Origin of the sequence: Streptomyces sp. NPDC057939, assembly GCF_042887545.1 — a bacterium.
Taxonomy (GTDB): domain Bacteria; phylum Actinomycetota; class Actinomycetes; order Streptomycetales; family Streptomycetaceae; genus Streptomyces.
In genome coordinates this window covers 1-25,872 of record NZ_JBHVPG010000065.1, presented here as the reverse complement: position 1 = coordinate 25,872, position 25,872 = coordinate 1, and the positions used below count along the sequence as shown (strand labels likewise).

Annotated in this window: 27 protein-coding genes and 1 pseudogene; 18 read left to right on the top strand and 10 right to left on the bottom strand. The window is 69.2% G+C overall.

Annotation, left to right across the window (positions count from 1 at the left end; all coding sequences use genetic code 11):
- Window positions 1–461 precede the first annotated feature (461 nt).
- Together ACFVS6_RS38520 and ACFVS6_RS38515 are read left to right on the top strand one after the other, a co-directional pair.
- The gene (locus ACFVS6_RS38520; protein ID WP_389711191.1) at window positions 462–1,640 is read left to right on the top strand and encodes a PP2C family protein-serine/threonine phosphatase; all 1,179 of its coding nucleotides are present in this window, start codon (window positions 462–464) and stop codon (window positions 1,638–1,640) included.
- Between the two features lie 120 nt (window positions 1,641–1,760).
- Complete coding sequence (locus ACFVS6_RS38515) at window positions 1,761–2,162, top strand: ATP-binding protein (RefSeq protein WP_389711190.1); 402 nt, start codon at window positions 1,761–1,763, stop codon at window positions 2,160–2,162.
- A 251-nt stretch (window positions 2,163–2,413) separates the two neighbouring features.
- Here the strand turns inward: ACFVS6_RS38515 and ACFVS6_RS38510 are convergent, their stop codons facing one another.
- Complete coding sequence (locus ACFVS6_RS38510; protein ID WP_389711209.1) at window positions 2,414–2,695, bottom strand: hypothetical protein; 282 nt, start codon at window positions 2,693–2,695, stop codon at window positions 2,414–2,416.
- Window positions 2,696–3,348: 653 nt separating this feature from the next.
- Here ACFVS6_RS38510 and ACFVS6_RS38505 point away from each other — a divergent pair.
- Window positions 3,349–3,822: a hemerythrin domain-containing protein gene (locus ACFVS6_RS38505; RefSeq protein WP_389711189.1), complete on the top strand. Its 474-nt coding sequence runs from the start codon at window positions 3,349–3,351 to the stop codon at window positions 3,820–3,822.
- 167 nt (window positions 3,823–3,989) lie between these two features.
- On the opposite strand, the gene ACFVS6_RS38500 is transcribed toward ACFVS6_RS38505, so the two are convergent.
- Entirely contained in the window at window positions 3,990–4,346 is a 357-nt protein-coding gene (locus ACFVS6_RS38500; protein ID WP_389711188.1) for a MerR family transcriptional regulator, read from the bottom strand.
- Window positions 4,347–5,725: 1,379 nt separating this feature from the next.
- Between ACFVS6_RS38500 and ACFVS6_RS38495 the strand changes: the two genes are divergently transcribed.
- Window positions 5,726–5,899, top strand: a complete 174-nt coding sequence (locus ACFVS6_RS38495; RefSeq protein WP_389711187.1) for a CsbD family protein — start codon at window positions 5,726–5,728, stop codon at window positions 5,897–5,899.
- 185 nt (window positions 5,900–6,084) lie between these two features.
- On the top strand, window positions 6,085–7,071 hold the full coding sequence (ppk2, locus tag ACFVS6_RS38490) for a polyphosphate kinase 2 (RefSeq protein ID WP_389711186.1): 987 nt from the start codon (window positions 6,085–6,087) through the stop codon (window positions 7,069–7,071).
- Between the two features lie 94 nt (window positions 7,072–7,165).
- On the opposite strand, the gene ACFVS6_RS38485 is transcribed toward ppk2, so the two are convergent.
- The 3 genes from ACFVS6_RS38485 to ACFVS6_RS38475 form a co-directional block, all read right to left on the bottom strand.
- On the bottom strand, window positions 7,166–7,618 hold the full coding sequence (locus tag ACFVS6_RS38485) for a DUF2267 domain-containing protein (RefSeq protein ID WP_389711185.1): 453 nt from the start codon (window positions 7,616–7,618) through the stop codon (window positions 7,166–7,168).
- Window positions 7,619–7,692: 74 nt separating this feature from the next.
- A complete protein-coding gene (locus ACFVS6_RS38480; RefSeq protein ID WP_389711184.1) occupies window positions 7,693–8,088 on the bottom strand; it encodes a DUF2267 domain-containing protein in 396 nt (131 codons plus the stop codon).
- 122 nt (window positions 8,089–8,210) lie between these two features.
- Entirely contained in the window at window positions 8,211–8,645 is a 435-nt protein-coding gene (locus tag ACFVS6_RS38475) for an Hsp20/alpha crystallin family protein (protein WP_389711183.1), read from the bottom strand.
- A 129-nt stretch (window positions 8,646–8,774) separates the two neighbouring features.
- On the opposite strand from ACFVS6_RS38475, the gene ACFVS6_RS38470 reads away from it, so the two are divergent.
- The 4 genes from ACFVS6_RS38470 (at window position 8,775) to ACFVS6_RS38455 (ending at window position 10,859) form a co-directional block, all read left to right on the top strand.
- The gene (locus tag ACFVS6_RS38470) at window positions 8,775–9,440 is read left to right on the top strand and encodes an HSP18 transcriptional regulator (protein WP_389711182.1); all 666 of its coding nucleotides are present in this window, start codon (window positions 8,775–8,777) and stop codon (window positions 9,438–9,440) included.
- 225 nt (window positions 9,441–9,665) lie between these two features.
- Window positions 9,666–9,827 carry a hydrophobic protein gene (locus tag ACFVS6_RS38465; protein ID WP_267726032.1) on the top strand — a complete coding sequence of 54 codons (162 nt, stop codon included), beginning with the start codon at window positions 9,666–9,668 and terminating at the stop codon, window positions 9,825–9,827.
- Between the two features lie 362 nt (window positions 9,828–10,189).
- Window positions 10,190–10,564, top strand: coding sequence for an STAS domain-containing protein (locus ACFVS6_RS38460; RefSeq protein ID WP_389711181.1), 375 nt, complete (start codon window positions 10,190–10,192; stop codon window positions 10,562–10,564).
- 172 nt (window positions 10,565–10,736) lie between these two features.
- Window positions 10,737–10,859, top strand: a complete 123-nt coding sequence (locus tag ACFVS6_RS38455) for a hypothetical protein (protein ID WP_389711180.1) — start codon at window positions 10,737–10,739, stop codon at window positions 10,857–10,859.
- A gap of 133 nt (window positions 10,860–10,992) precedes the next feature.
- Here ACFVS6_RS38455 and ACFVS6_RS38450 read toward each other — a convergent pair whose 3' ends face one another.
- Both ACFVS6_RS38450 and ACFVS6_RS38445 read right to left on the bottom strand, forming a co-directional pair.
- Window positions 10,993–12,024, bottom strand: coding sequence for an ATP-dependent DNA ligase (locus ACFVS6_RS38450; RefSeq protein WP_389711179.1), 1,032 nt, complete (start codon window positions 12,022–12,024; stop codon window positions 10,993–10,995).
- A gap of 299 nt (window positions 12,025–12,323) precedes the next feature.
- Window positions 12,324–12,713: a hypothetical protein gene (locus tag ACFVS6_RS38445; protein WP_389711178.1), complete on the bottom strand. Its 390-nt coding sequence runs from the start codon at window positions 12,711–12,713 to the stop codon at window positions 12,324–12,326.
- Window positions 12,714–13,065: 352 nt separating this feature from the next.
- Between ACFVS6_RS38445 and ACFVS6_RS38440 the strand changes: the two genes are divergently transcribed.
- The 3 genes from ACFVS6_RS38440 (at window position 13,066) to ACFVS6_RS38430 (ending at window position 14,602) form a co-directional block, all read left to right on the top strand.
- Window positions 13,066–13,410 carry an STAS domain-containing protein gene (locus tag ACFVS6_RS38440; protein WP_389711177.1) on the top strand — a complete coding sequence of 115 codons (345 nt, stop codon included), beginning with the start codon at window positions 13,066–13,068 and terminating at the stop codon, window positions 13,408–13,410.
- 38 nt (window positions 13,411–13,448) lie between these two features.
- On the top strand, window positions 13,449–13,745 hold the full coding sequence (locus ACFVS6_RS38435) for a DUF6233 domain-containing protein (protein ID WP_389711176.1): 297 nt from the start codon (window positions 13,449–13,451) through the stop codon (window positions 13,743–13,745).
- A gap of 491 nt (window positions 13,746–14,236) precedes the next feature.
- Window positions 14,237–14,602, top strand: coding sequence for a hypothetical protein (locus ACFVS6_RS38430; protein ID WP_389711175.1), 366 nt, complete (start codon window positions 14,237–14,239; stop codon window positions 14,600–14,602).
- Between the two features lie 153 nt (window positions 14,603–14,755).
- Here ACFVS6_RS38430 and ACFVS6_RS38425 read toward each other — a convergent pair whose 3' ends face one another.
- Together ACFVS6_RS38425 and ACFVS6_RS38420 are read right to left on the bottom strand one after the other, a co-directional pair.
- The gene (locus tag ACFVS6_RS38425) at window positions 14,756–15,205 is read right to left on the bottom strand and encodes an SRPBCC family protein (RefSeq protein WP_389711174.1); all 450 of its coding nucleotides are present in this window, start codon (window positions 15,203–15,205) and stop codon (window positions 14,756–14,758) included.
- A gap of 476 nt (window positions 15,206–15,681) precedes the next feature.
- The gene (locus ACFVS6_RS38420) at window positions 15,682–16,035 is read right to left on the bottom strand and encodes a hypothetical protein (protein WP_389711173.1); all 354 of its coding nucleotides are present in this window, start codon (window positions 16,033–16,035) and stop codon (window positions 15,682–15,684) included.
- Window positions 16,036–16,254: 219 nt separating this feature from the next.
- Here ACFVS6_RS38420 and ACFVS6_RS38415 point away from each other — a divergent pair, with 219 nt between their 5' ends.
- The 4 genes and pseudogenes from ACFVS6_RS38415 to ACFVS6_RS38400 all read left to right on the top strand — a co-directional run bounded on the left by ACFVS6_RS38415 (window position 16,255) and on the right by ACFVS6_RS38400 (window position 19,675).
- Window positions 16,255–16,686, top strand: coding sequence for a peptidase inhibitor family I36 protein (locus tag ACFVS6_RS38415; RefSeq protein ID WP_389711172.1), 432 nt, complete (start codon window positions 16,255–16,257; stop codon window positions 16,684–16,686).
- A 76-nt stretch (window positions 16,687–16,762) separates the two neighbouring features.
- Complete coding sequence (locus ACFVS6_RS38410) at window positions 16,763–17,023, top strand: hypothetical protein (protein WP_389711171.1); 261 nt, start codon at window positions 16,763–16,765, stop codon at window positions 17,021–17,023.
- A gap of 360 nt (window positions 17,024–17,383) precedes the next feature.
- Window positions 17,384–18,280, top strand: a pseudogene (locus ACFVS6_RS38405) (zinc-ribbon domain-containing protein); the annotation flags it as partial.
- Window positions 18,281–18,328: 48 nt separating this feature from the next.
- Complete coding sequence (locus ACFVS6_RS38400) at window positions 18,329–19,675, top strand: zinc-ribbon domain-containing protein (RefSeq protein WP_389711208.1); 1,347 nt, start codon at window positions 18,329–18,331, stop codon at window positions 19,673–19,675.
- A 1,370-nt stretch (window positions 19,676–21,045) separates the two neighbouring features.
- On the opposite strand, the gene ACFVS6_RS38395 is transcribed toward ACFVS6_RS38400, so the two are convergent.
- Complete coding sequence (locus tag ACFVS6_RS38395) at window positions 21,046–23,865, bottom strand: hypothetical protein (protein WP_389711170.1); 2,820 nt, start codon at window positions 23,863–23,865, stop codon at window positions 21,046–21,048.
- A gap of 36 nt (window positions 23,866–23,901) precedes the next feature.
- On the opposite strand from ACFVS6_RS38395, the gene ACFVS6_RS38390 reads away from it, so the two are divergent.
- Window positions 23,902–24,099, top strand: coding sequence for a hypothetical protein (locus tag ACFVS6_RS38390; RefSeq protein ID WP_389711169.1), 198 nt, complete (start codon window positions 23,902–23,904; stop codon window positions 24,097–24,099).
- A gap of 682 nt (window positions 24,100–24,781) precedes the next feature.
- On the top strand, window positions 24,782–25,237 hold the full coding sequence (locus ACFVS6_RS38385; RefSeq protein WP_389711168.1) for a lamin tail domain-containing protein: 456 nt from the start codon (window positions 24,782–24,784) through the stop codon (window positions 25,235–25,237).
- Window positions 25,238–25,872 lie beyond the last annotated feature (635 nt).

Genomic DNA, 25,872 nt, shown 5'->3' with positions numbered 1-25,872 from the left:
ACCCGCGAAGAGCAACCGGGCGATCACCGGCTCCTTGGAGAGCATGCCCGACCTCAACCAACAGCCGGATCCTCGAACTCGCACGGCATGCAGCGTGTCGAGGCGGTCCCCGCGGACGCAGGCGCAGACAGACGCCGCGACCTCGTCTATGTGCGCCAGGGCGGGCCCCTGCAGGCTTCGAGCACCACCGCAGCGACGGGCGGGAATCTCAGAGAGCAATTCCGCGACGCGTTGCCCGCCAGTCGACACGCGATGGTGCAAGCAGGACCCGCGACACTGAGAGGCTTCCTCGCCCTCCTCGACAGCTCGGGCACGCCGTTCGAGCAGACAGCTCATTAGCGCATCCGGAGGGCGGCCCGAGTGGGAAGCCCCTGGTGAAGCCGACTCACGTCGACCTTGGCGCAGCATGAAGGGTGCCGTGCCGGCGGGCCGGGTTCGGGTCGTGATCTGTGGAGGCTGATGTGGGGCGTGATCGGATCGGTCTGGCGGAGGTGCTGGCGGCCGCGGAGGCGGCCGCGCCGGTGGACTCCCTCGACGTCGTGGCGCGGAGTCTGCGGGACCGGTTCGATGCAGGGTCCGTGTCGTTCCTGTTCGTCGATGTCGTCGGCCGGCGGCTGCTGCGCGTTCACGACACGGCGGCGGAGCGGCACGAGGACCGTGCCGAGGAGGCCCGGCTGTCCGGTCGGAGTGTGTACGACGAGGTGCTGCGGGGTCAGCGGCTGGTGCTGGCCGCGGATGGTGGGCAGGGGCAGCGGGTCCTGGCGCCGGTGACCAACCGCGGTGACCCGATCGGGGTCCTGGAGCTGTTCCTGCCCGAGGTCACGCCGCAGGTGCTGGCCGAGGTGGAGGAGGCCGCGCACGCGCTGGCGTACATCATCGTCACCGACCGTCGGTTCACCGACCTCTACCACTGGGGCAACCGCACCACCCCGGTCAGTCTGTCCGCGGAGATCCAGCGCCAGCTCCTGCCCACCGCCCCCTCCTGCGACGCCCCCCAGTTCACCCTCGCCGGAGCGTTGGTCCCGGCCTCCACCATCGCCGGCGACACCTACGACTACAGCCTCGACACCCACACCCTGCACCTGTCGATCACCGACGCCATGGGCCACGACGTTGACGCCGCGCTCATGGCCACCCTCCTCGTCAACGCCTCCCGCGGCGCCCGTCGCGCCGGGACGGACCTCGCCGAACAGGCCCGCCAGGTCCACCAGGCCCTCATCGACCACGGTCGGCACACCACGGCCACCGGCCAGCTCCTGCGCATCGCCCTGGACGGCGGCGGTGCCCAACTCGTCAACGCCGGCCACCCCTGGCCACTCCTGCTGCGTGAGGGAATGGTCACCGAGCTGCCCCTGACCGTGAACCTGCCCTTCGGCTACGCCGGCTTCAAAGGCCCCTACACGGTTCAGGACCTCGACCTGCGACCGGGCGACCGCCTCCTGCTCCACACCGACGGCATGCAGGAACGCGACGCCGAAACCGTCGATCTGCCCAGCCTCCTGCGCAAAACAGCCGCCGAGCATCCGCGCGAAGTCGTCCGGACCCTGGTCGGCGCCGTGACCGACGCCTACGACGGACAGCCACCAAGGGACGACGCGACCGTCCTGTGCATCGACTGGCGTGGACCCCGGAACGTCTGACGCCGCAGGGACACCCCACCAGGAGCGCGGGCAGGACCAAGACGGATGAGGTGAACGGGGCTATCCGTACGGAGAGAGGGCAGGGACCGTACATACCTGCGACGCGGAAGGAGAGCCCCGGTGGCCCCACCCGTGCCCCTCCTCGACCAGAGAGTCCCCCGCACCGGTCAGCCCACCAGCACGACGTGTGACGCCACCCGCGACTTCCTTCGCCACGCCACCCTGGCCCGACCGCCCGCACGACCCGACTACCCGGACGCGGTCCTGCTGATCGTCGCCGAACTCGTCACCAACGCCATCCGCCACACCAACGGACCGGCCACCCTCCACCTCGAACTACACGACGATCACATCGAAATCCAAGTCACCGACACCAGCCCCCACCCACCGAAACCCCACACCCCCCGAACCGACGGAACCGGCGGCTACGGATGGCACCTCATCCATCGGCTCACCACCCACACGCACACCGAACCCACCCCCGCCGGCGGCAAAACCATCCACGCCCACGCGCCTTGGTAGAGCGTGAACCCAGCCACCGAATCCGGTTCGACCAGCCCACCCTGGGCCTCGTCCACGAGACCGGCACCGCAGCCCCGCCAGCAGGTCCGAGACGAAGGCGGTGCCGGCTCCTGACCGCAAGGCGGTGAGCGCGGCGATCGCTTTGAGTTGGCTCTGGTTGTCCATCACCGTCCCGAGCCCAGACGGCGGGTGGGATGCGGCTCCTTCTCTGCGGCACCGCGCGGGCAGGACCTCCATGCCGACCCCCTTCCTCAGCCGGCGAGCTCTACCAGGCGTTCGTACTCCAGATCGTGCCCGCGCCGAACGATGAGATGAACACGGACGTCCGGCAGGAATTCCTTCAGGGCCGCGTATCCGGCGGCGCAGCCCTCGTGCCGCTCTGCGACTTCCGAGGGGGCCCACAGGATCAGCAGCGTTTCGTGCCTTCGCGCGCCTTCCCTACTCGCGAAGGCCAGCTCGTGCACGATCAGGCGCGTCGCGTCCGGCGGCAGGGTCTGCAGCAGCTCGTCATGCGTCAGATTGCCCTCCAGCACGAGCGTCAAGGGGCTTTCCCCATCAGGGCAGCGAAAGGGTGTTGACCTCGCGCCGGCCCCTGAGGTGAGTGAGGGCCTCAACGCCTGCAGGTGGCAGTTCGATCGGAGTGTTCAGGTGTCTCGTTTCGATCGCGGCAAAGGTCTGAAAAACAACGACTCGGGCCCGGTCGAGGATGCGACCACCTTCGTAAGGCCTGCGGCATGGGGCAAGCACGGCGTCTCGATCGCACCGAGTCCCCGGATGGATCGCTCGGCTCCGATGATGGGTCGGGGCACTGCGCGGCGGTCGGCTTCGACTTCGCTGTGGGCAAATGGCGTCCACGTGGGCGCTGTACAGGGGGTACCGCCCGTTGCGGGTGCCAGGTGATGCCGCCATGCCGTGTCACCGCGGGCGGCCGACGCGACCATGTCGACGGGGGGGCCGCGCTGCGAAAGCGAACAGACTTCGCCGGGCGGCCGGCGAATCCGTTCACCATGCCGGGCTTGGGCATCAGCGGAACGGGACGTCTTTCGTCGGGTTTCGGCGTACGGCGCAGGGAGATGCCCCGTCCGGGCCAAGCTCCCTTCCCTGCCGCGTCCGGGGCCCCACGTCCGGGTACATGGCGCCGGGGCGGCCATCCGGCCCCCGGTCCGCGAACGGCGTGGAGGTTTTGATGGACGGGATCGTGCTGCTCAAGGAAGACCACAAGACGGTCGAGAAGCTGTTCAAGCAGTTCGAGAAGGCCGGTGATGGCGCTCACGCGGAGAAACGGAAGATCGCGGACCAGGTGATCGACGAGCTGACCACGCATACCTGGATCGAGGAGAAGATCTTCTACCCGGCCGCCCGGGAGGCCGCGCCCGACACCAAGGACCATGTCCTGGAGAGCATCGAGGAGCACCATGTCGTGCTGTGGATGCTTTCCGAGCTCAAGGACCTCGATGCGGCCGACGAACGATTCGACGCCAAGATGAGCGTGCTGATGGAGAACGTCCGCCACCACGTCGAGGAGGAGGAGAAGGAGTGGTTCCCCGACGTGCGCAAGGCCATGGGCCGCAACCGCCTCACCGAACTCGGCGAACAGATGGAGCGGGCGAAGAAGAAGGCCCCGGGCGAACCCTTGGCCGTGCCCAGCGCCAAGAAGTGATCCGAGACTCCGCCGCGGTCGGCGCCGATCGGCGCGGGGGATATGCAACCAGAACATCGGACGTGAGCTTTTGGCCGCGTTGGTTCGAGTCGGCTCGACGGTCCGGGTGAGGGCACGGACCACCGGGGGGACGGAACCGGTACGGGAGGGCGTAGGTCCTCGTCGTCTCAGGTTGCGGTGGTCGTGCCCGTCGATGCGGTGGCGCGGCGATATTCGGCGTTGATGCGTTGGGCTTCTTCAAGTTGGTCTTCGAGGATGACGATGCGGCAGGCCGCCTCGATCGGTGTGCCCTGGTCGACGAGTTCCCGGGCGCGGGCGGCGATGCGCAGTTGGTAGCGGGAGTATCGGCGGTGTCCGCCCTCGGATCGGAGGGGGGTGATGAGGCGGGCTTCGCCGATGGCGCGGAGGAAGCCTTGGGTGGTGCCGAGCATCTCGGCGGCCCGGCCCATCGTGTAGGCGGGGAAGTCGTCGTCGTCCAGGTGGCCTCGGAGCGGGCCGGTGTGGTCGGGGTTCTCTGCTGTCATTGCACCGCCTTTTCGGGAACGCGTGGAGGGGCCCTGGTGCCTATGGCACCAGGGCCCCGAAGGAACTTTTACACCATCTACTTACCGGCCCTGGTACTGCGCCGGCCTTTTGTGTCCGCCGACCCGACGGTGATGCTGTCGGGGTGCGGGGATCGCGGTTGCTTGACCGGAGACCACCTCACTGACGATGTCCTGCGGTACCCGGACTCGACACTCCGTCCGGGCGATCCTGATGGCGCCCAATCCCTCCGTTCATCCCTCGGATGATCAACTGCATTCCTGCGGGAACTGCTGATACTGCGAACTGCGGATACTGCTCCACTCGGAACTGCCGGTACTGCGGATGTTGCGAACTGTTCGTACTGCTCGCGGCCTGACCAAGCGCCACGCTTCCGGCAGCCAGCCCCGTCGCCCATCCTGCGTCTGCTCTGGCTTGGAACCCCACTGCCGGACCTCCCGGTGCGCGCGCCCGCAGCCCGACGCCTTCACCGAGGTACCGCTCACTGATTTCACTGCTGGTACTACACCACCGCGTTAACTGCGTACTGCCTGTGGTCGCCCCTGATGACTGCGGGCCACCCGGTCCGGTGATCAGTCCCGTCGCCGACCCGCAACTGCTCTGGCTTCGACACTCCATCACCGCACCGTCATACGGGTTTTGCCTGTACTGCTGGTACTGCCTGCCCGGCAGTTCGTCTCTGCCAGGCCCTTCGGTCTCTCCGGGCTACGAGAGAAACCATAACCACGCGATCCCCCAATGTCTACTCCGGCCGTCATAGATTTCTGTGTGTGTGTTTCTGAGGTATCGGGTGCTGCCGGGTTGAACAGTCGCGGGCCGGGGGCACAACGACCGGGCCGGCGGAGCCGGATACCGCCGGCAGAACCCGGAGCCCGTGATGCCACGATGAACCCCGAGCGCACAGCCCCTCGCGCCTGTCCGCCGTCGCCGAGGCGCGCCGGGCCGCCCGAGCGTTCCTAGGAACCCTGCGCCCGGTGATCGGCGGGGAGGGGCCGACGCCGTTGTCCTGGTCGTCTCCGAGCTCGCGACGAACACCCTGGGCCACGGTGGCGGCTCCTACGCCCTGCGCCTCGCCGCCCGCCCCGGCGGGCGGCGTCGAGAATCACCGTCTGGAATTCCAGCCGCGGCGACCTGGTCGAGAGGCTGGGCGGATTCGACCCGGCGCCTGGTCGAGGACGTCGCCCACCACCCCGTCGTGACGCCCGGGCCCGAAGCCGGTAAGACCGTACACGCCCTCCTCCTCACCCCGGGGGCCCACCAGGCGGCGGCAGGGCCTGTTGCGGCCGGCCTGTTTACGAGCGCTTCCAGCGGCCACACGGGGTTGTGCAAGGCGTTTCCGCCCAAGAGGGAGTGATCAGCTGTGTCCGGTGAGCAGAAGACCGAGGCGAAGGTGGAGCAGGCCAAGGGCAAGCTCAAGGAGACTGCCGGCCGCCTGACGGGCAACGAGCGACTGACCGCCGAGGGCCGCACGGAGCAGGCCACGGGCGATGCCCGCGAGGCCAAGGAGAAGGTCAAGGACGTCTTCAAGCAATGACCGCTCGCAGGCGTCGGGGCCGGGACCGCAGGAGCGGTCCCGGCCCCGACGCATGTCCGGCTCGCTCTCGATCCGGGTCGGGCGGCGGCCGGCTCGGGCCAGCCCAGTTCGACCCGGCGGTCGGCCTGTCTCGACCCGTGGCGTACGGACCGCATTCAAGGGTCAAGGCAGGGTAAAGGGACGGTGTGAACAGCGAGGAGATCAAGCGGCCCGAGGCCGAGAACCTGCTGGTCGGGCTGCACGTGGACGACTCCCGGCCGGAGCAACCCGTGCTGCTGGACTCCTCCGGCGCCCCGATACGGACCTGGCAGGAGAACTACCCCTACAACCGTAGGATCCGGCGCGCCGAGTACGAGCGGGACAAACGGTTTCTGCAGATCGAGCTCCTGAAACTGCAGCGGTGGGTGAGGGAGACCGGCGCCCGGGTGGTGGTGATCTGCGAGGGGCGGGACGCGGCCGGCAAGGGCGGGACGATTCAGCGTTTCACCGAACGCCTCAATCCACGCGGAGCGCGGATCGTCGCCCTGGACAAGCCCACCGAACGGGAGAGCGGGCAGTGGTACTTCCAGCGCTACGTCGCGCACCTGCCGGCGGCGGGTGAGATCGTCTTCTTCGACCGGTCCTGGTACAACAGGGCCGGCGTCGAGAAGGTCATGAACTTCTGCACCGAGGGGCAGTACGAGCTGTTCCTCGACCAATGTCCGGCCTTCGAGAAGATGCTGGTGGACGAGGGTCTGATCCTCATCAAGTTCTGGTTCTCCGTCTCGCGCGCCGAGCAGCGAACCCGTTTCGCGATTCGCCAGGTCGACCCCGTCCGGCAGTGGAAGCTGTCTCCCACCGACCTCGCCTCTCTCGATCTGTGGGACGCGTACACCGATGCGAAGGTCGCCATGTTCCGCGCGACCGACACCGGGCCCGCGCCGTGGACGGTGGTCAAGAGCAACGACAAGCGGCGCGGGCGTCTTGAGGCGATGCGAAGTCTGCTGTGGCGCATCGACTACGACCGCAAGGACGAATCGGCCGTGGGCGAGCCCGACCCCCTCATCGTCGGCTCCGCCGACACCCTCTTGGAAACAGGGGAGGAAGCCGCCTCCGTCCTCTCCCCCACGCCGCTGGCCGGCCCGCCCACAGGCCCCGGCCTCCATCCCCACCCGACCTCCGCGGACGCCTGAACCGATTCGCGCCCGCTGCCCGGGCCCTTCGGGCGGGGGGCCCGGCCGCACGCCCCGGCCCCCCGCACGGCATCCGCGGGCCCTCGCCAACGGCTCAGGCGGCCGCGGCCAACAGCCGGGGCCGGCGCAGTTCGACCTGGCCGAACAGGAGGGCGTAGCCGTTGGGAAGCCCCTCGATGACGCGGGCGAGGAGGTCGGGTCCGGCGAGGCGGCGGATGACGGCGAGTACGGCGCCGGTGTCCCAGCGGGCGATCGCCGGGCTCGCGCCGGTGCGGGCGGCGAGGTCTTTGACGAAGCCCCAGCCGGTGAGGGGCTCGGTGTCGGGGATCTGGGCGGTCAGGGTGAGGGCCGCTTCGGGGGGCAGGCATTGGGCGAGGTCGGCGCACTCGTCGCCGGTGAGCTGGCGGCCGAGGGCGGCCAGGACGTGGTGGACGGCTTCCGCGGCGCGTTCGCGGGTCGGGTAGGCACCTTCGTAGCGCACACGTTCCAGCATCCGGTCGAACGTCATGAACGTCTGGGACGGGTTCGGTCGCGGCTGGTCGTACATGGCCGGCGGTTGCCTTTCTCTGCGAAGGGTGCGGCCGGCGATGGCCGGCCGGGCCGAGGTCGGATGGGTCGAGGTCAGGTGGGCTGTGGGCGGCCGAAGAGGAGGTCGTAGCCGGGCGGGAGCTGAAGCAGGACCTCGCGGATGAGGTTCTCGCCCGCGGCGGCGGCCGCGGTGGACAGGACCGCTCCGATGTCCCAAAGGGCTGTCCTCTCGGTGGCGCCGTCTATCCAGGCCGCGGTCGCGCGGACGAACCGCTCCGGTGAGAGGGGCTCCGCGGCCTGGAGCGGGTTGAGGAGGATCAGGGCGTACGTCTCGGGGAGGCGGGCGGCGAGTTCGGCCCGCACGGTGCCGACCAGGTGTGCGCCGAGCAGGGCCAGGACGACGCGGGCAACGCGGTCGGCCTCGTCGGGGGTTTCGTACTCGCCGTGTTCCTGGACGTGGGCCAGGAACACTTCCCTGCGCATCGACATCACGTCACCTCCGGAAAGAGGGGTGAAGGTGAAGGTGAAGGGGTCAAGGGGGGTGCGGAGGGCGGGTGCCGAAGGGGGTATCGACTCTCCTCCGCCCTCCGCCGCTGGCTGGCGGGCGAAGCTCAGCCGGAGATCTGCTTGTGCCCGTCCGCACGACCGATGCTGATCCTGCGGGGCTTGGCGCGCTCGGCGATCGGGATCCGCAGGGTCAGGACACCCGCGTCGTAGTCGGCCCGGATGCGCTCGGTGTCCAGGGTGTCGGCCAGGACGACCTGGCGGGAGAAGACACCGAGGGGACGCTCGGAGAGCTCCATCTGCACGGTGTCCGCCTTCGCGGCGGGACGGCGCTCCGCCTTGACCCGCAGCATGTTGCGCTCGACGTCGATGTCGATCGCCTCCGGGGTCACGCCGGGGAGATCGAAGGCGATCACGTACTCGTCGCCCTCTCGGTAGGCGTCCATCGGCATGACGGACGGCTTCGACCAGGTCCCGGACGTACCCGACAGCTGCTGGACGATCCGGTCCATCTCGCGGAACGGGTCAGTGCGCATCAACATCGCGAAACACCTCCAGTTGGTTCAGGCAGAAACTGCCAATGCGCTTCAACGTGCATCCGTTGTAACATGTCATCGACACGATGACAAGTATGGAGTCATCTTGGGGATGACGAGACGATGGCGAGTCCCATGACCGAACCCGCCCCGCCGGCCACACCGGTCCCCTTCCCCGCCGCCGCAGCGGCACTGGAAGCCATCAAGCAGTCCGTGAGGGACGCGCAGCAGGCCTCCGCGCACACGCCTGCCGCAGCACCTTCGGGTGCAGGCTCCGGCCCGCACCCCGCCCTGGCCGCACTGCTGACGCTGCGCGAGGTTCGCGAACAGCTCGCCGGCTGGGAGAGCGGCCTGATCGAAACCGCCCGAGGCGAGGGCGCCAGCTGGGCCGAGCTCGCCGGGCCTCTCGGAGTCGCCAGCCGCCAGGCCGCGGAACGCCGTTATCTGCGGCTGCGTCCCGGCGCGGCGGGCTCCACCGGCGAAGAACGTGTCCAGGCCACCCGCGACACCCGCGCAGCCGACCGCACCGTCACCGCTTGGGCCCGCGACCACGCAGCCGACCTCCGGCGCCTCGCCGGCGAGGTCACCGCCCTCACCGACCTGCCCACCGCCGCACAAAGCGCCATCGGCGACCTCAACCGGGCGCTCGGCGACAACGATGCGGCCCGACTCGTCCGGCCGCTGGCCGACACCCGACCCCACCTGCGCCCCAAGGACTCAGCCCTCGCCGACCGCATCGACGACATGACCCGGCATACCGACCAGCTCCGCCAAAACAGCCACGACCAGCGCGCCTCTTGACCCGTCGGCAGGCCATGCGTGGGGGCCCGGCACTTGACCGGTCCGGGAAGAGCCGGATGACACCGATGCGGCAGCCCGCAGCTCCGCGCGGCCTCCCCGGGGGACGGGACCCCACCTTGGAACACCGGCGGGATCACATGCCCACCTGCGCGGATAAGAAGCAAATAAGATCGAATGCATGGTCGGAGCGGGGTGGGGCACACGGTGCCTCGGAGGTTGATAATCATGGTTCCCCTGCTTCTCGTTCTTCTGCTGGCACTGATCCTCTTCGGCGCGGGTTTCGCGGTGAAGATTCTCTGGTGGGTCGCCATCGCCGTCCTGGTCCTGTGGCTGGTCGGCTTCGTCGCCCGCCCCAAGGGCAGCAGCGGCCGCTGGTACCGCTGGTAGCCGTTCACGGCACAACGCAGCCGGATGTTGCATGCCCGAGCCAGGGCGTCGGTCCTGCGGCACTGCGACCAGGGGCCGCCGCCATCTGCCGCAGTCGTTCCGTCGGCGCGAGGGCCGGCGGCCCGGCCCCTGACGCCCGCCCAGGCCAAGGGCCGTCCCACCAGGTGTTCTGGTGCTTTCCTCCAAGACGTGTAAGGCTCGAAGAACAACCAGCCTGGTCTGGTGAGAGACCCCATGCCACCGAATCACTCTCAACGGGTGGCCGGCCATCGGGTACGGGTGGTCTCGCTCGGCTTTGCACGACCCGTACGTCGTGCGCCTGACGGCCTCCTCCGCCCCACACCACCTGGGAGCCGACCGTGATGGGCTCCAACCCTCGGATCGGCGGCCACACCATGACCACCTTCCACGTCGACGTCTGCCCGACCCGCGAACGCACCATCATCCGTGTCGTCGGGGAACTCGACCTCGACACGCGTCCTCAGGTCACCCACGCCACCAGCACACTGAACCTCACCGGCCGGACCCTGGTCATGGACCTCACCCGCATGACGTTCATCGACTCCACCGGCCTCACCATGCTCATCCTGCTCCGCCGACGTGCCCACGCCGAAGGCTGGCAACTCCAACTCCACAACGCCCCAGCACAAGCCCTCCACGTCCTCGACCTCACCGGCACCCGAGAAATCTTCACCCTCACCCACCCCACCACCGACGAACGCCAGACGGCCATCTGAACGGCCGGCGCACGGGGATACCCCGTCACGGACGGACCGGCCCGGGGCGTTCGCCCGGGGCCGGTCCGCCGGTGAGGGCAGGTCAGCCCTTCGGGCAGTGGAAGCAGGTCACATCACAGCCCGTGTGCAGCAGGAGCCGCAGGCCGGCCGCCGCTCGATCCGTCATGCGGACATGTGGTCCAAAGTCGGCTTCTACGGTGCGACCTTGGTCAGCGCCCTCGTCAACGCCACCGCGATCTGGGCCCTGCTCCGCCACATGGCTCGACGGCTCAACGCCAGGAGTGCGCGGGTCTAGGCCACGGCCGGCCCGCCCGGGCCACCTGCAAGCAGGACCCGGACGACGTCCTGCCCTCGGCCCATCCTCCTTGAGGTCTGGCGCTCACCTGTCATCAAGCGGCCGCGGCCGGCCCCGCCCCGAACCGGGCACGTCATCGACACCCATATCCAGGCGCAGCCGGGTGAACCGCACGGGGTGGCGGAACACGCCGCCGTGGTCGACGGAGCGGTCGGCGCTGATCTCCGCCACCAGGTCGGGGCGCACCACCACCGCGTCGAGGACGTTGCGGCGGCTCCAGGCGGCGAAGCGGGCGCCGGCCGGCCGGGGTCAGGTGCTCGGCGACGTGGCGGGCCTGGTCCGGGCGCAGGGTCACCGTGCGGCCGACCGTCCGCAGCCGGCCCGTGGTGTCGTGGCGGCCGAGGACCAGGAGCTGCGGGCGGGCGCGGGTGCCGGTGATCGCGCCGATGATCGCCTCGGTGGTGTCCCGCCTGCGCACCTTGGTCCAGCCTCGGGAGCCGGGCAGGTAACGGCCCGTCATGCTCTTGACGACCAGGCCCTCGACGCCGGACACATCCGTCCAGGTCTCCAACCATTCCCGCGCCTTGGCGACGTCGGTGGTCATCGGGCACAGCGCCCACGGGGCGGTCAGCGCGCGGGCCGCGAACAGCACCTCAAGACGCCGGCGCCGCTCCCCCTGGGGCAACGTGAGCAGCTCGACGCCGTCCTGTTGAAGGAGGTCGAAGGCGACGTAGTGGGCGGGCATGCGGGCGGCCAGTGCGGGGGCGGTGCGGGCGCGGGCGGTGGGCCGGCGCTGCAACCCCTCGAACGACAAGCGGCCTTCCTCCACATCCCAGACGACCACTTCGCCGTCGAGGACCAGGCCGTGCGGGAGTCGCTCGGCCGCCGCGACGAGATCGGGGAACGCGTCCTGGATGAGGGAGCCGCGGCGGGTCTGGAGCAGCACCTTGCCCCCGGGACTGTCGGGGGTGAAGACGAGCATCCGGTGTCCGTCGAACTTCTGCTCATAGGCCACCGCGGTGGTGCGGGGACGTACGGGCGGGATCGCTTCGGCGGCCTGCGCCAACATCGGCTCCACCGGCGGCCGCAACACCATCTCCCCACCCTCCACCAGCCGTACGCACCCGAGCACGGACCACCCGCGCACCACCCCCGAGCCGTTCATGACAGAACCCGGCCGGCGTGACTACGGGGCTTGCCGGCCGGGCCCTGTCCGGGAGGCCCACTACGCTTCCCGCCCGCACCGTCCCACGCCCCGCCCCCCACCACCGCGTGGCGGTGACGAACGGATGACAAGTCCACCCCCACGGACGCGTAAGGCGCCCGGGCGTCCGGAGCCGAACGTCAACCGGCCGACCGCCCGCCCGTGACCATCCCGGCCCCAGAGCCGTTGCCTGCCTGCCGTGCGGCCGGTGTCCCCCGCACCCACCGCCGGGCCCCCCTCCCCGATTGGCGCCCGGTTCGTCAGGGCAGCTCGGCCGAGACGGTGCCGCCGGCCTCGTCCACCACCGCGCCCAGGATTCGTGCCGCCCACAACGCGTCCCCGACCTCCGCATGAACGGGCATGGACGGACTGTTCGCCCTGATCAGATGCCGCACCGCCCCCACACGCGTCGCCACCGCCACCGGAATACGCAACTCACCGCCATGCCGCTGCAGGCGCAGGACGGCCGACACCGCGGCGGTGGTCGCGGCCTCGGGCAGAAGCTCGATGACCAGCACGGTGGGGGCGTACGCGCCGACCAGACGATCGATCTCCCGGGTCCGGGCCGCTCGATGGTCCGGACCCACCGGACTGAGAACCTGAACGACGAGGCTTGTGCCCACCGTTCGATGACGGGTGAGGATGTCCACGGATCTCCAGCGGGGCGTGCCGGTCCTGACACGTTTCAGCACGCCCCGACGCCGACGTGCCCACCACTTTTCGCCACCCAACTCCACCAGGACACGAAACGTCACTGCGCATGTTGACGCGGACGGCGTACCCGTCGGGTGCGCGGTCGTAAAGCGGGTAGAAACGGGATATCAAGCCTGGTCCGGTGGAATACCCCGCGCCCCTTGCGGTGACCGAAGGTGACCATGGGGCGGCGCGGGGGTCTCGCTCGGCTTTGCGCAGCCCCGACGGCCGCGCGCGTCACGGCCTCCTCCGCACCCCTGATGGGAGCCGACCGTAATGGGCTCCCATGCATGAAGGGCGGACCCGGCCATGGTCCCCACCCTTGGCATCAACGTACGCACACACGAGGCGGGAACCGTCATCACGATCGCGGGAGAACTCGACTGCGACACCGTCCCCCACATCCGCCGGGCCATCAACGCCCTCGACCTGCGGGGCCACACGCTCACCCTGGATTTCACCGACGTGACCTTCATGGACTCCACCGCCCTGAACATGCTCCTCACCACGCGCCTACGCGCCCGCGAGCAGGGCGGCACCCTCGAACTCCTCGGCCTGCGCCCCCCGGCACTCCACGTCCTCTACATCACCGGCACCGCCGGCCTGTTCAACATCACCGACCACCCCAAAAACACCCGCACCCCCGCCCACTGAAGAACCGCCCCGGCCCACGACCCCGCCGACTCCGTCGCGTGCCCCGTCGCGCGGTCGCTGATCCTCGCCGGCCCGCGCGGCTCCCGGCGGGCCGACCCTCGGATGCCCACGCCGACCTACCTTGCCCCAAGGCGGCTCCGCCGCCTCCGGAGTGGCTGATAGAGCACGGGATCGGCACCAGCCGTCCCGCCGTCCGTCTGCATACCGCGCAGTGCTGGGACACCCGTGCCGGCTGTACGCCGACCACCGCCGACACCGCGCGGCGGGCCCTCGCCGAGGGCGTCCCCGCATGTCCGCACTGCCGGGCTGGTACCGCGCTCGACATTCTCGACTGACCACCGCGGCGGCCTCGTCCTACCCTGGACGGGACGGCCGGCCGGTGAGCGGCCCCGGCCGTCACCCGGTGGGTACCTGCTCCTCCCCCACTGTGCAGGTGCCCACCATCATCACGTCAGCGGCTCCCAGACGCCCGGACCGCCACCGCGCCATTCACCGAACCCGTCGGTCAGGTCGACGTCCTCCGCATCCAGACCCGGACCTGAGCACCCGGCCACGCGCGTGCGGCGCGTCCACGGTGCCGCCGATAGGGGTGCGCAGACAGCTTGCACGGCCGGCCCGAGGACCGACGTGTGGGGCGATGCCCTCGTCCTGCTCGACCGTGCGGCCATCGGCCTGTCGGCGGGGAACCGGTGCGCCCTACCAGCGCGTCACGAAACCTCGGCATGCGACCTTGCCGCCAGGATGATGTACCGGGGGAAACGGCTTTCCCGGTGACGGAAGGCCTGATTTGATCACTGTTCGTGTTCAGCACCACGATCGAACCCTCTTGGCCGGCGTCGACGGGGTGCTCGACGAGAGGGCCGGCACGCCGTTGGGCCGGGTACTGGAACAGATCACCGGCTTCGAGCGAGCCCTCATGCTCGACCTGCGCCGCGTGACGTCGATGAACCGTGAGGGGCTGCTGCGTCTACTGGACCTGCACCACCGGGCGGAATGCCGAGGACTACGGGTCCGGGCGATGGGATGGCGGGCCCAACCCCAACAGGTCATGGCCGACCTCGCCAGGATTCCCGGTCGCCACGCGGCCACCGGGGAACGCTACGCGCTCGCCGGATTCCGACGGCTCATCGAGGAACGCGCCCACCAGGCCCGCAACCTCGCCACACCCGACCGAACGGCACCGGCCCACTGACCTCGCCGCCAACGGCCGGTCCGCACCCGTCATCACCATCCGCGGGGAACCTTGTTCCGCGTGCGGTCGGCCGTTCCCTCCCCGTCGGCGGCACCCGGCGGCTGCCGGACTCCACCGCCGTACAAGCGCCGCGGACGCGAAGGTGCGAGAGGCTCAGACCCCGCCGCGCCAGGAACCGGTCTCGGCGCCCCGTTCCTCGATGTATTCCTTGAACCGCTTCAGGTCGCCGGTGATCTGCCGCTTCACGAACCCGAGCTTGTCGCCCAGGTTCTCGGCGAAGCCCTCGGGGTCGTAGTCGAGCTGCAGCATCACCTTCGACTTGTTGTCGGCGAGATGGTGGAAGGTGACCACACCGGCCTGCTTCACCTCACCGTCGACCGTGGTCCAGGCGACGCGCTCGTCGGGGATCTGCTCGGTGATCTGGGCGTCGAACTCCCGGTCCACCCCACCGAACTTCGTCACCCAATGCGTCAGGGTCGGGGTGAGCTGGTCGATCCGCTCCACGCCCTCCATGAAGTGGGGGAACGACTCGAACTGCGTCCACTGGTTGTAAGCCGTACGCACGGGGACGTCGACCTCGACGGACTCCTCGACCTTCGACATAAGGCGTCCTTCCTGTTCCGCCGCCCGGACACGCGCCCGGCCGTACCCGGGGAAACCTTCCCCTCCCCCGCCCCTGCCCCCGTTCCCCGCGCTTACCGTCCACGAACGGATCCGCCTGATAACTCGCCCGCCCACCACCCGGCAGCCATCCCTGCCAGCAGGTGTTGCCGACCTCGCCTAAATCCCCGGCCGTCACGCGGCGACCGGGGAACGCTACGCTCTCCCCGGCTTTCGGCGGCTCATCGAGGACCGCGCCCACCAGGCCCGGGACCTCGCCACACCCGACGAGACGACACCCGTCGGACCGGGCGGCCGAACGCCGGCCGCCAGCGTCCGGCCCACATCGTCTTGACCATCCCGGGGGTGCGCGCGTTGGTCTGTGCCCCGGCCGTTCCATCCCGGCCCGCAGTCGCCCGGCGGCGGCCGAACTCCACCGCCGGGACGCAGCAACGCCACGAATGCGAAGAGCGAGGTGCTCAGACTTCGCCGCGCCAGGAACCGGTCTCGCTCCCCCGCTCCTCGATGTACTCCCTGAACCGCTTCAGGTCCCCGGTGATCTGCCGCTTCACGAACCCGAGCATTAGAGTGCGTGAACTCGCCGCCTGCAACAACGCTGTTGCAGGCTTGGTCATCTCGCCGGCCCGCTCAGCAGGAGAAGAAGCCTCTACAACCGCGAGAGGAGATCCAAGCACTGGCGGGATAAGGGACGAGGTGCTCGACAGCCCGGCCATCACGCCGATCTCCCGGATCGTGGAGTCCCAGCCATGCACCGTGATGTAGCCGGAGATCCACTCCAGGATCAGCAGTCCGCGCGCCTTGAGCCGGATCACTCCGTTGCCTCCCAGCCGTACGCGCGGGCCTGGCGTACCACCCGGCGAACCGGCACCGGCCGTCCCCCCGCTCCCTGTCAAGGAGAGCTTCTTGGTCGTCCACAGGGGAGGAATCGGTCCTTCTGCCGTAAAGGGCTGCCTCTCTCTGGCCGCCCTGGCGGATGACTGTTCATCTGTGCATGGACATGCGGCATGTTCCTACCGATGAAAGGACATCTCATGCGTAAGCGTCTTGCTCTGGCCGCGGCCGGAGCGGCCATGCTGCTCGCCGCGACGGCCGGAACGGCTTCGGCTCAGACCCCTCCGGACGGGAGCACCGACACCCCCACCGTGATCCACCCCATCAAGGTCAGCACTCCGTACTCGCCGACAGACTGGCAAAACTGCCTGCACAACCAGGCATGCGTGTGGCAGAGCTCCAACGGCACCGGCCTGCTGTGGGTGGTGCCCGGCACCGGGAAGTTCAAGCTCTCCAACCACGACATCAACAACAAAATCAGCGCCGTGTGGAACAGGAGCCCCTACAGGTTGACTCTGTTCGACTACGACAACAGCAAGGACGGCTACCTGGACGAGTACAGCCCCTACGGCCCGATCAGCAACGTTCCCCAGGTCCGAAACGACAAGGCAAGCTCGCTGACCCTCTACTGAGCCGGTCCCGCACCGGTCCAGTCCTGGACCTCGGCCACAAAAGGCGCACCCACGCGATACGGGCGGCCGAAGCCGCGTGCTGGAACACCTCCACCGGTCCCTGCGCCGACGCAACGTGTACGCGCGGGGCGGGGGCCGGTGGCCGGACCCGCGGGCGAAGCTGCCGGCCGAGGACCGGTGGGAGAACGCCCAGACCACCGTGCCGACGGCGCTCGGCCTGGAGGCGGAGCCCGCCGCGCACCTCGCCGAGCTCGACGGAGCGCTGCACGGTGCCTACCACCAGGTCGTCGCCGGACTCCCAACCAACAGCGCGGTGTCGGTCAAGAAGGCAAGCTAGTCGGACCGACTGGGGCCGGCCGCCGAGCCGAAGCTGATGCCTGCCTTCCGCCCGCTCGCCAACGGCATGCTGCCCAAGGTCGCTCGATTCCGCTCATGACAGAACCCGGCCGGCGTGACTACGGGGCTTGCCAGCCGGGTCCTGTCCGAGAGAGGCCCGTCGTCGACCACGGTTCCCACCCGCACCGTCCCACGCCCCGACCCCCGCCGCCGCGTGGCCGCGGGTCCAAGCCGTAGCCGATGCAGTGGGTGACGTGGACTGGGAGGTCTCAGTCGACTCGGCGAGCGTGCGCGCTCATCAGCACGCGACGGGCGCCCGGCACAGCCTCTGGCTGTCAGTGGCACAGGGAATGCTTGCTGGATGAGCGCGCCCACCCTGTTCAGGGACACGCATAAGGAAGTCTTCCCCGAGGCTGTCGAGGTGGTCGGAGGGCAGGGCTACTCGCTCTTCGACCTGACCACGTATAGCAATCGCAGGGTTCGCTGGCATTGCGGAACGTGTGAGCACGAGTGGGTGTCGGCGGTGTCCAATCGCGCTGGCGGGCGTGGGTGTCCGCAGTGCGCTCGGGCTGTACGGGGCGCCGGCCGGGCCAGGGCGCCCCGGGGCAGGTCGCTCGCGGACCTGTTTCCCGCGGTCAGTGCGGAGTTCGTACGTAATGAGACCCGTCCGAGCAGTACTCCGGATCAGTTCCGTGCCGGCTCTAAGCAACGGTGTTTCTGGCGATGTTCGCGTTGCGGTCACGAGTGGGCCTCCACTGTGGCGAACCGGACTGCGGGACGAGGGTGTCCGGCGTGCGCGAACCAACGTAGGGCGGCTGCCGCACGAGGCGAAGTAGCCCCGGGAGGGTCGGCTGCGGACAGGGCGCCGGAACTGGTGAAGGAGTTGCTGCTCAACCTGACGTCCCCCGGTGTTGGCCTGGAGGCACGGCGTCCGGCGTCGGTGGACCGCTGCCTGTGGCGATGCGGGGACTGCGCCCACCAGTGGGAGGCAACGATCGTCAGCCGGGTTGGGAGGAAGAGTGGGTGCCCCAGGTGCGCAGTGGCCCGGAATGCCACAGCTCGTCGTCTGCCTCGGCAGGGTCGGTCTCTTGCCGATACCCATCCGCGCGTCGCCGGACAGTTGGTATCCAATGAAACTCATCCCGGGCGGATGGCCGGTGACATGCCCGCCGGTGTGAACGATCGATGTCGTTGGCGGTGCAGCCGCGGCCACGAATGGACGACGACCGTGGCCTCGCGCACGGCGGGAGGATCGGGGTGCCGCAGGTGCGGAGGGTTCGGTCGCTCGCGCTTCGAACTCGAAGTCATGGAGGTGCTGCGCGCCGGGAGCGGCGTCGATGTCGACGTCGATGTCGAGGTCGTCGTCGGCGGCCGGCGGTGGCGCGTCGACCTGTTCGTTCCGGCCTTCGGTCTGTACATCGATCTCGATCCGGCGCGATGGCACAACGGCCACCAGGGTCGGGACGGCCGTAAGGTCACGGCGTTGTCCGAGCTCGACTACGTGCGCGTGCGGCCGCAGGAACTCGAAGAGGTGGGTGGGCAAGTCTGTCGCGTGCCCGGTACGGAGAGCGGTGTCGACGCTGTGCTGTGGGCGACGGCAATCGGTGTCTGGATGAAGCAGAGGAAGCTGCCCTGGAAACGCCCCTCTTCCCTGAGGGTGGCGACGGCTCTTGCCGACGCGGCCCGCACCTGGAACGACTTCCAGAGCGGAAAGCCCCGTACCTCTGCCCTGGACGCCGCCCCGCATCTGAAGAACGAGTTCGTGGAGAACCTGACCCGACCCGGCATCGGGCTGGATTGGCTGACCCCTCACGCGCCTGACCGCGTCCGCTGGAAGTGCGCGCACTGCGCGTGGGCGTGGGAAGCCGTGGTCGGTTCCCGGGCCGGCCAGGAGACCGGCTGCCCCAAATGCGTCTCCAAGCGCCTAGCCCAAGAACGCTCCCTCGCCCGAGCAGAATGCTCTCTCGCCGCGTTGCACCCCGAGCTGGCCGCAGAGTTCGTTGCTTGCGTCACTCATCCAGACCGAACCGCGGCCCAGCTGAGGCCATCAAGCAACTTCCTGGTCACCTGGCGGTGCAGCGCCTGCGGTCACACGTGGGAAACCAGTCCGGGAGCGCGCCTCCGCGGAAGGGGATGCCCCCCATGTGCACGCGAGCGCATCCGCCGATCACGAACCATCGCCTCCCCCGACAACTGTCTGCTCACCGTCGACCCCGCCCTCGCCGACGAGTTCGTCGCCTGCCTCGACGAACCCGGACGCACACCGGCAGACCTACTGCCCAAGTCGAACAAGACATGCCGATGGCGCTGCGCCGCCTGTGGTCACCAGTGGCACGCACAGATCGCCACCCGCAGCTCGGGCTACGGATGCCCACCATGCGGCCGCACACGGACAAGCGCCGCACGCGCAAGCGCACCGGCCGGCAAGAACCTTGCCGACCTCTTCCCCCAGCTTGCTCTCGAAGCAGTCGAAAACCTCGATCGCCCCGACCGCCCTCCGCACACACTCCGACCCGGCAGCCACAACCGTTGCCAGTGGCGCTGCGCCACCTGCAGTCATTCATGGGTCACCTCGGTGAAAAACCGCGCGCTTCACGGGACCCGATGTCCAGCCTGCGCACGCGCCCATCGCATCCCACCGAGTCAGAGGTAGGACGCCTTTCGCCCCGTATCCCTCGCCCGTGCATGTGGCGGGGCCCGCCGCGGCTCCGTTCTGAACTCCTCACCCAGCGGTACTCCCCACAAGCGGCCTGCGGATACGCCAACTGCCCCGTGCTGGTTGCATCTACGGCCGGACAGTCGTGCCGCGGCCGGTGCGGTTCGGTGGGCAGATCACGGGGAGGGGCGGGGCGGCTCTGGGGAATGAGAGAAGGACAAGGCTGTGCCCCCGGCCTGGCTGGCCGGGGGCACAAGGGGTTAGTGGTTCTCGATCCACCAGACGATCAACCCGACACCACCGGCGCCGGCTCCGTACGCTGCGCCTCGGGCGAGATGGAACGCAAGCGACTTGCGTCGGCGCGTGAACCACCGTCCCGCCCTCCCAATGCGGGACAGCGCGCGCGGGCCCGTTTCAACGCTTTCGGGCGCGGTCGGGTTTGCCTTATCCTGCATAGCGTGCTCCGTGATAGTGACGGGGCCTTGCAAAGGAGCCCTTCCGACGGAGGCCTAGGAACCGTGTCGGAGTTACAAGGGCTCCTTTCGCACGAGTGCAGGGTCCTGCTGGCCAAGCCGACCAAATGCCGCCCTGCTGGTCCTCGTTCACACAATGTTGCCGCGATATCTTCTGTAGCGCAGCTGACAATTGGGGATGGTTTAAGCGCCCTTTCGTTGTTAGATCCCTATAATCCGCGTGACGTCCACATAACGCACCTCGTAGGTTCCCACAAAATATGCACTGTTGACGGATCATCAAATAGGCCGCTTTCATACGTGGGTGACGGTCCGTCGGCGGTCCGAGAGGGAACCAGCAACAGCCCTCGCCTACGTTTCTGTGGCGACTTCGCTCACTTCGCCATGCACCCTTCGCCTAGCGCCCGTCACCAACGGCCTGAAGACAGGGTGGCCATCCACCAGAGGCCTGAGGTTCCATCAGGCAGCGGGTCACGTGGCCAAGCGACAGAGCCGCGTTTCAAGAGGGAGATTGCACAGTTCGGCGGCGCGATCGCACGTGTCGTAAACACGGCAGGTCAGCTGCCAAACACCATGCGTGCCACTGCGCTCTCATCCTGCTGCGCACTGGCGGTGTGCTGCAGAGGGCAGCCTCTCCCCGCCGCAGTCGCTCCTGCCGGCGCGCAGCAGGGCAGTGCTGGCTGCGGCTGCCGGACCCGAACCGGGTCTGACGGGCTCCGTACGGTGTCATGGGTCCCGCGGTCACACGGTTCGGCGGTCATGCCTCAGGTGACCTGCCATTGCCAACGCGCGGTAGCGGCAGGAGTTCAGTCGCCGACCGCGCCGGCGGCATCCCTCCTACGATGGGTCGGGCGGTGGTTGTTTGTTCCGCCCGCGATGGTGAGCCGACGCCGGCTATGGAGGCGTTGGTGCCCCGTCCGGGTCGAGGCCATTCGGCCACAGACTGGTGAAGATTCCCGGCTTTCCCCGCAGGCGGTCGAAGGCGCTGGTGCTGCCGTGGTCGGCTGCCCGCCGGAGCAGGGCTTCGGCACTATCACGGTCCCCAGTCCTCACACGCATTTCGGCCAGGCGGTCGAAGGTGGAGGTGTCGCCGAAATCGGCGGCCTGGCGTGCCATGGCTTCAGCACCATCCCGGTACCCGGCTCCCTCACGCATGACGGCCAGGCGGAACAGGGCGGTGGTGTTGCCACGCTCGGCAGCCTGCCGTGCCCGGGCTTCAGCACCAGACCGGTCCCCCGCCTCCTCCCACATCACGATCAGGTCGAACAGAGCGCTGATGTAGCCATGGTCGGCAGCTTGCCGGATCAGAGCCTCGGCACCATCCCGGTCGCCGGCCTCCTTACGCATCACGGCCAAGCGGTACAAGACAGCGGCGTCATCATGCTTGGCAGCCTGCCGTGCCAGGACTTCGGCACCATCCCGGTCCCCTGCCCGCTCCCGCAGCACGGCCAGGCGAACCAAGGCTTTGGTACTGCCGTACTCGGCAGCCTGCCGTGCCCGGGCTTCAGCACCATCCCGGTCCCCGACCTCCTCACGCATCACGGCCAGGCGGAACAAGGCATCGGTGTTGCCGTGCTCGGCAGCCTGCCGAAGCAGGGCTTCGGCACCATCCCGGTCCCCGACCCGCTCCCGCATCCCGGACAAGTAGTCCAGGGCATCAATGTTGCCGTGCTCGGCAGCCTGCCGGACCAGGGCCTCGGCACCATCCCGGTCCCCGGCCCCCTCCATCATCCTGGCCAGGCGGTACAGGGCTTGGATGCTGCCGTGCTCGGCAGCCTGCTGAAGCAAGGCTTTGGATCCCTCCCGTTCCCTGGCCCTCTCCCGCATCCAGGCCAGGTCAAGCAGGGCGTCGGTGTTGCCATGCTCGGCGGCCTGCCGTGCCAGGGCTTCGGCACCACCTCGGTCCCCGGCCCGCTCCCGCATCCTGGCCAGGCGAACCAAGGCTTTGGTACTGCCGTACTCGGCGGCCTGCCGGACCAGAGGTTCGGCGCCGTTCGGGTCCCCGGCCTCCTCCCGTATTCCGGCCAGGCGGTCGAAGGCGGTGGTGCTGCCATGGTCGGCTGCCTGTCGTGCCAGGGTTTCGGCACTGTCCCGGTCCCCTGCCCGCTCCCGCAGCACGGCCAGGTGGACCAGGGCGGTCGTGTTGCCGTGGTCGGCGGCGCGGTGGCGGAGCGAGTGGGCCCATTGAACGCGGTGTCGGTCCTCGGCCGCACGGACGAGGTTGCCGAGGTCGTCGGGGTCGGTGAGGTGGGTGTGGGCGGCGTGCCAGAACGACGCGGGCGGACACAGGTGCCTGCGGCCGGTGCGGCCGTGCTGTTCGAGGTAATCGGCGAGTCGGTACATCAGTCCTGCGGGCGAGGTGTCCTGTCCGGTACCTGCCGGGGACGGGGCGGGAGGACGTCGCCGGGTGCGAGGGGTGGTGCGGCGCAGGGGGGCCTGTTTTCCGTGGACGAGGGCGGCGAGTTCGGCGAAGGCTTGTTCGGCCCAGTCGTCGGTGAGTTGGTCGTAGTCGGTGTCGGTGAGGTAGTCGGTGGCGGCGTCGGTGAGGAAGGCCTGCGGGAGATGGAGTCCGACACCGAGGCGTCTGGCGTCCATCGCCGCTTCCAGCACCGCTGCGGCGGCCGGGCTCGCGTGCCGGTAACGGTTGAGGAGTTCGGGCGCACCAGCGAGGTCCTGGGTGACCCGCCCGTCGGCGCCCGCGCGGCTGAGGGCGTCGGCCAGAAACCGGTCCCCGCCAGCCGCGAAGGCGGCCGCGGTGGCCAGCGCGGGAGCGTCGAACAACTCTGGAACGCTCAGCATGCGGCCGGCCAGCAACTCCCTTACCCGGCTGCGCGGATCCTCCCCACCCGGCGAGGGCAGGGCCGTGTAACGGGCGGCGTACTCGGGCCAAAGCGTGCCCAGCACCAAAACCGGCCCGCACTCCGCGGTCATCAGCAACCGGTGTACGGCCGCCGCGATCCGCTCGCCCGCGGCGCCGCCGAAGTAGTGCTGGGCCTCGTTCAGCCACACCACGGTGCGCGGCGCGACCTGCGGCAGGTCCTCCAGAGCATCCTGGGCGCGGGTCGGGTCGAAGGGATGCCACAGCCGCCACCCCTCCTTCGCGAGCGGCTGCACGGCCTCCCAGCACGCCCGCGTCTTGCCCGTCGACGAACCTCCGACCAACACCACTGCCCGACTGGAGCCGACCGTGGCGTCCTTCACCAGCCCGTCCAGGACACTGTCATGCTCGCGCCGCACGTACTTGGGCATCGTCGGGTCCCTCCACCTGCCGGGACCGGAGGGCCCGTCACCGGTCCCGGCAGGGTGGACCTCCAGGTCGTGCGGATCCCACTCGCCGATCGGGCGTCCCGGCACCGACCGAACCCCAGCTTCGGCGCCCTCGACCGCACTCCGCTGCAACTCCAGCAGCTCCTCGACCGGCAGCCGCAGCGCACGGCCCAGGGCCGCCACCGTCTCCGGCGAAGGGGCAGGCTTTGCCGGCGAGAATGCCTCGGACACCGTCGTGCGTCCCAACCCGGCACGCCGGGCGAGATCCGTCTGGTTCAGCCGCAGGCGGGCCGTCCCGCCTCTCAGCCTCTTCCGCAGCTCGGTCAGCGCCGGTTCCTGACCGTTGAAATCGTCGTGCAAGGTGCACCGCCCCCGGGACCGTCGTGTTCGCCGGTGTTCATCTTCCTCCCGGCGGATCCCGGCGAACACGGATTCGGCGACCTTCAACCACGTCAACACCCCAACACATGCCTGGAGATTGTCGTGACCGTCGCCGTCGTACTCTTGACCACCGCCTATGTGATCCTCGTCGCGATGATGGCCGCCGCCGGCGCGGGCAAACTCGCTCGCATGGACAACGCCAGCTATCCCGCGGCCCTCACTCGCGCCGCCGCCACGTTCGCCGCGGTCATCACCCTCACCGCCGCCGTCACCGCTACCTTCGCCGCCCTTCTAACCTGACGACCAGCCCTCCCTCGGTCCCCACAGCCCTCGTCTGCGGCTGGTGACAGACCTCTTTAGACCGTGTCCAATGTGGTGAGGCGGACACGCCGCGTGTAGAAGCAGATGGCGGCGGCAAGTCCGAGAAGGGCCAGGTGGTTGCGGGGATCGCATTCGTAGCGGTGGTTGAGCCGCCGATAGCCGATCAGCCAGGACGTCGTCCGCTAGCTGGCGGGGATCGCCGACGCTCAGCCCGAACGCGAAATCCGCCGCCCGCGGCCTCCACCAGCAGCCACCGGGCGCCGCGAGCTCCCCGGGGGCGCCAGCCGATGGGATCAGGCGAGCCGACCTCCTTCAGGTGCGGCCGTCACAGACTGCTGCCCAAGTCCCTCGATCGAATCGGTAACGGCGGCCGGCAGTGTTCGCGGTTCGGCAGGCAGTTGGAAGGCGCTCTCCCTCTCTTCAGGAACGGCCGGCCGACCACGGCGGCCAGGTTACGCAGCATTGCGGCGGGTGCGCCTTCTGCTGCCGGCGAAGCGGCCCGGTGCGGCAGCGCACTCCCCAGGCGAGCCTCACACCAAAGGGTGACGTTCTGTCACGGGCAGGCAACAGCCCGCTTTCACAGACTCGTTCACCCCTAGCGTTCCGGTCATGCCCCGCCGTCCCCCGTGACGGCTCGCCCCTGACCCGAACGGACCCACCGATGCTCATGCCCCGCGTCTCCCACGTCGCCGCCGTCACCGCGATCACCGCCGCGACCGCGCTCCTGCTGCCCGGTCAGGCCGACGCCGCCGCAACGCTGCGCGTGGCGAAGATCTGGTACGACTCCCCCGGCAGCGACACCGGAACCAACACCTCGCTCAACGGCGAGTGGGTGCAGATCACCAACGGCACCCGCGCCGCCGTCCCCCTCAAGGGCTGGACCCTGACCGACGGCTCCCGCCACACCTACACCTTCCCCACGTTCACCCTCGGCGCCGGCAAGACCGTCACCATCAAAACCGGCAAGGGAACGAACACCGCCACCACACTCCACCAGCAGCGCGCCGCCTACGTCTGGAACAACGACAAGGACACCGCAACCCTGCGCCGCGCCAACAACACCACCCACCACACCTGCTCATACAACTCCACCCGGCACGACTACAAAACCTGCTGACCAAGCCAGCCCGGCCGGCTCGGCCCAGGCCCGGCCCACCTCGGCTCGGAGGGCACGATCCGCACAGGATCGGGCAATGTCGCTCACACGAACGCGGGTGCGCATGCGCGCACCGCGACCTGAGCCGGTCGTGGGTGACCAAGGGGCAACTCGGCACCGACGAGACGGAGGTCCAGAGGCTGCTCGGACTCACGAAGCTCTGCAGTCGCCCGTCAGGCCACGGCCGTGCGGGCACGATCACGGTTCCCGCCGGCCCGCCAGCCCGCCGCACCCTGGTACCAGAATGTTACGAAGTGCCCGGAACCGGAGCGCATTTGGTTCGGCCGGTGAAACCGCCACAACGCCCGCCTGCTTCATGGAGCTCATGGACCGGTCCATCCCTACGGTCCGGCAGCAACACGGCCGCACCCGAAACACCCTGGACGGGGGAACGCTCCCCCCGTAGGTGTGTGGACAATCCCCCCGTCAATCCCCGTACGGGTGACTCCACGGCGCTGGTCCGCTGCCGACAGCTGGTCGTGCTGTATTTGGTTCACCACAGGAAAGTGGCAGAGCCGGGCCGGGGATTGGGCGAACGGAGTCATGGATGAGCTGGCGTGCGCGTTGGTCGGGCGTTGCTTGCGCGGTCTTGGCGG

Coding starts and splice junctions, on each gene's coding strand:
- ACFVS6_RS38505 (WP_389711189.1), top strand. CDS start 3,349: ATGGACGGGATCGTGCTGCTCAAGGAAGACCACAAGACGGTCGAGAAG.
- ACFVS6_RS38500 (WP_389711188.1), bottom strand. CDS start 4,346: ATGACAGCAGAGAACCCCGACCACACCGGCCCGCTCCGAGGCCACCTG.
- ACFVS6_RS38485 (WP_389711185.1), bottom strand. CDS start 7,618: ATGTACGACCAGCCGCGACCGAACCCGTCCCAGACGTTCATGACGTTC.
- ACFVS6_RS38480 (WP_389711184.1), bottom strand. CDS start 8,088: ATGTCGATGCGCAGGGAAGTGTTCCTGGCCCACGTCCAGGAACACGGC.
- ACFVS6_RS38475 (WP_389711183.1), bottom strand. CDS start 8,645: ATGTTGATGCGCACTGACCCGTTCCGCGAGATGGACCGGATCGTCCAG.
- ACFVS6_RS38470 (WP_389711182.1), top strand. CDS start 8,775: ATGACCGAACCCGCCCCGCCGGCCACACCGGTCCCCTTCCCCGCCGCC.
- ACFVS6_RS38465 (WP_267726032.1), top strand. CDS start 9,666: ATGGTTCCCCTGCTTCTCGTTCTTCTGCTGGCACTGATCCTCTTCGGC.
- ACFVS6_RS38460 (WP_389711181.1), top strand. CDS start 10,190: ATGGGCTCCAACCCTCGGATCGGCGGCCACACCATGACCACCTTCCAC.
- ACFVS6_RS38455 (WP_389711180.1), top strand. CDS start 10,737: ATGTGGTCCAAAGTCGGCTTCTACGGTGCGACCTTGGTCAGCGCCCTC.
- ACFVS6_RS38450 (WP_389711179.1), bottom strand. CDS start 12,024: ATGAACGGCTCGGGGGTGGTGCGCGGGTGGTCCGTGCTCGGGTGCGTA.
- ACFVS6_RS38440 (WP_389711177.1), top strand. CDS start 13,066: ATGGTCCCCACCCTTGGCATCAACGTACGCACACACGAGGCGGGAACC.
- ACFVS6_RS38425 (WP_389711174.1), bottom strand. CDS start 15,205: ATGTCGAAGGTCGAGGAGTCCGTCGAGGTCGACGTCCCCGTGCGTACG.
- ACFVS6_RS38415 (WP_389711172.1), top strand. CDS start 16,255: ATGCGTAAGCGTCTTGCTCTGGCCGCGGCCGGAGCGGCCATGCTGCTC.
- ACFVS6_RS38400 (WP_389711208.1), top strand. CDS start 18,329: ATGGAGGTGCTGCGCGCCGGGAGCGGCGTCGATGTCGACGTCGATGTC.
- ACFVS6_RS38385 (WP_389711168.1), top strand. CDS start 24,782: ATGCTCATGCCCCGCGTCTCCCACGTCGCCGCCGTCACCGCGATCACC.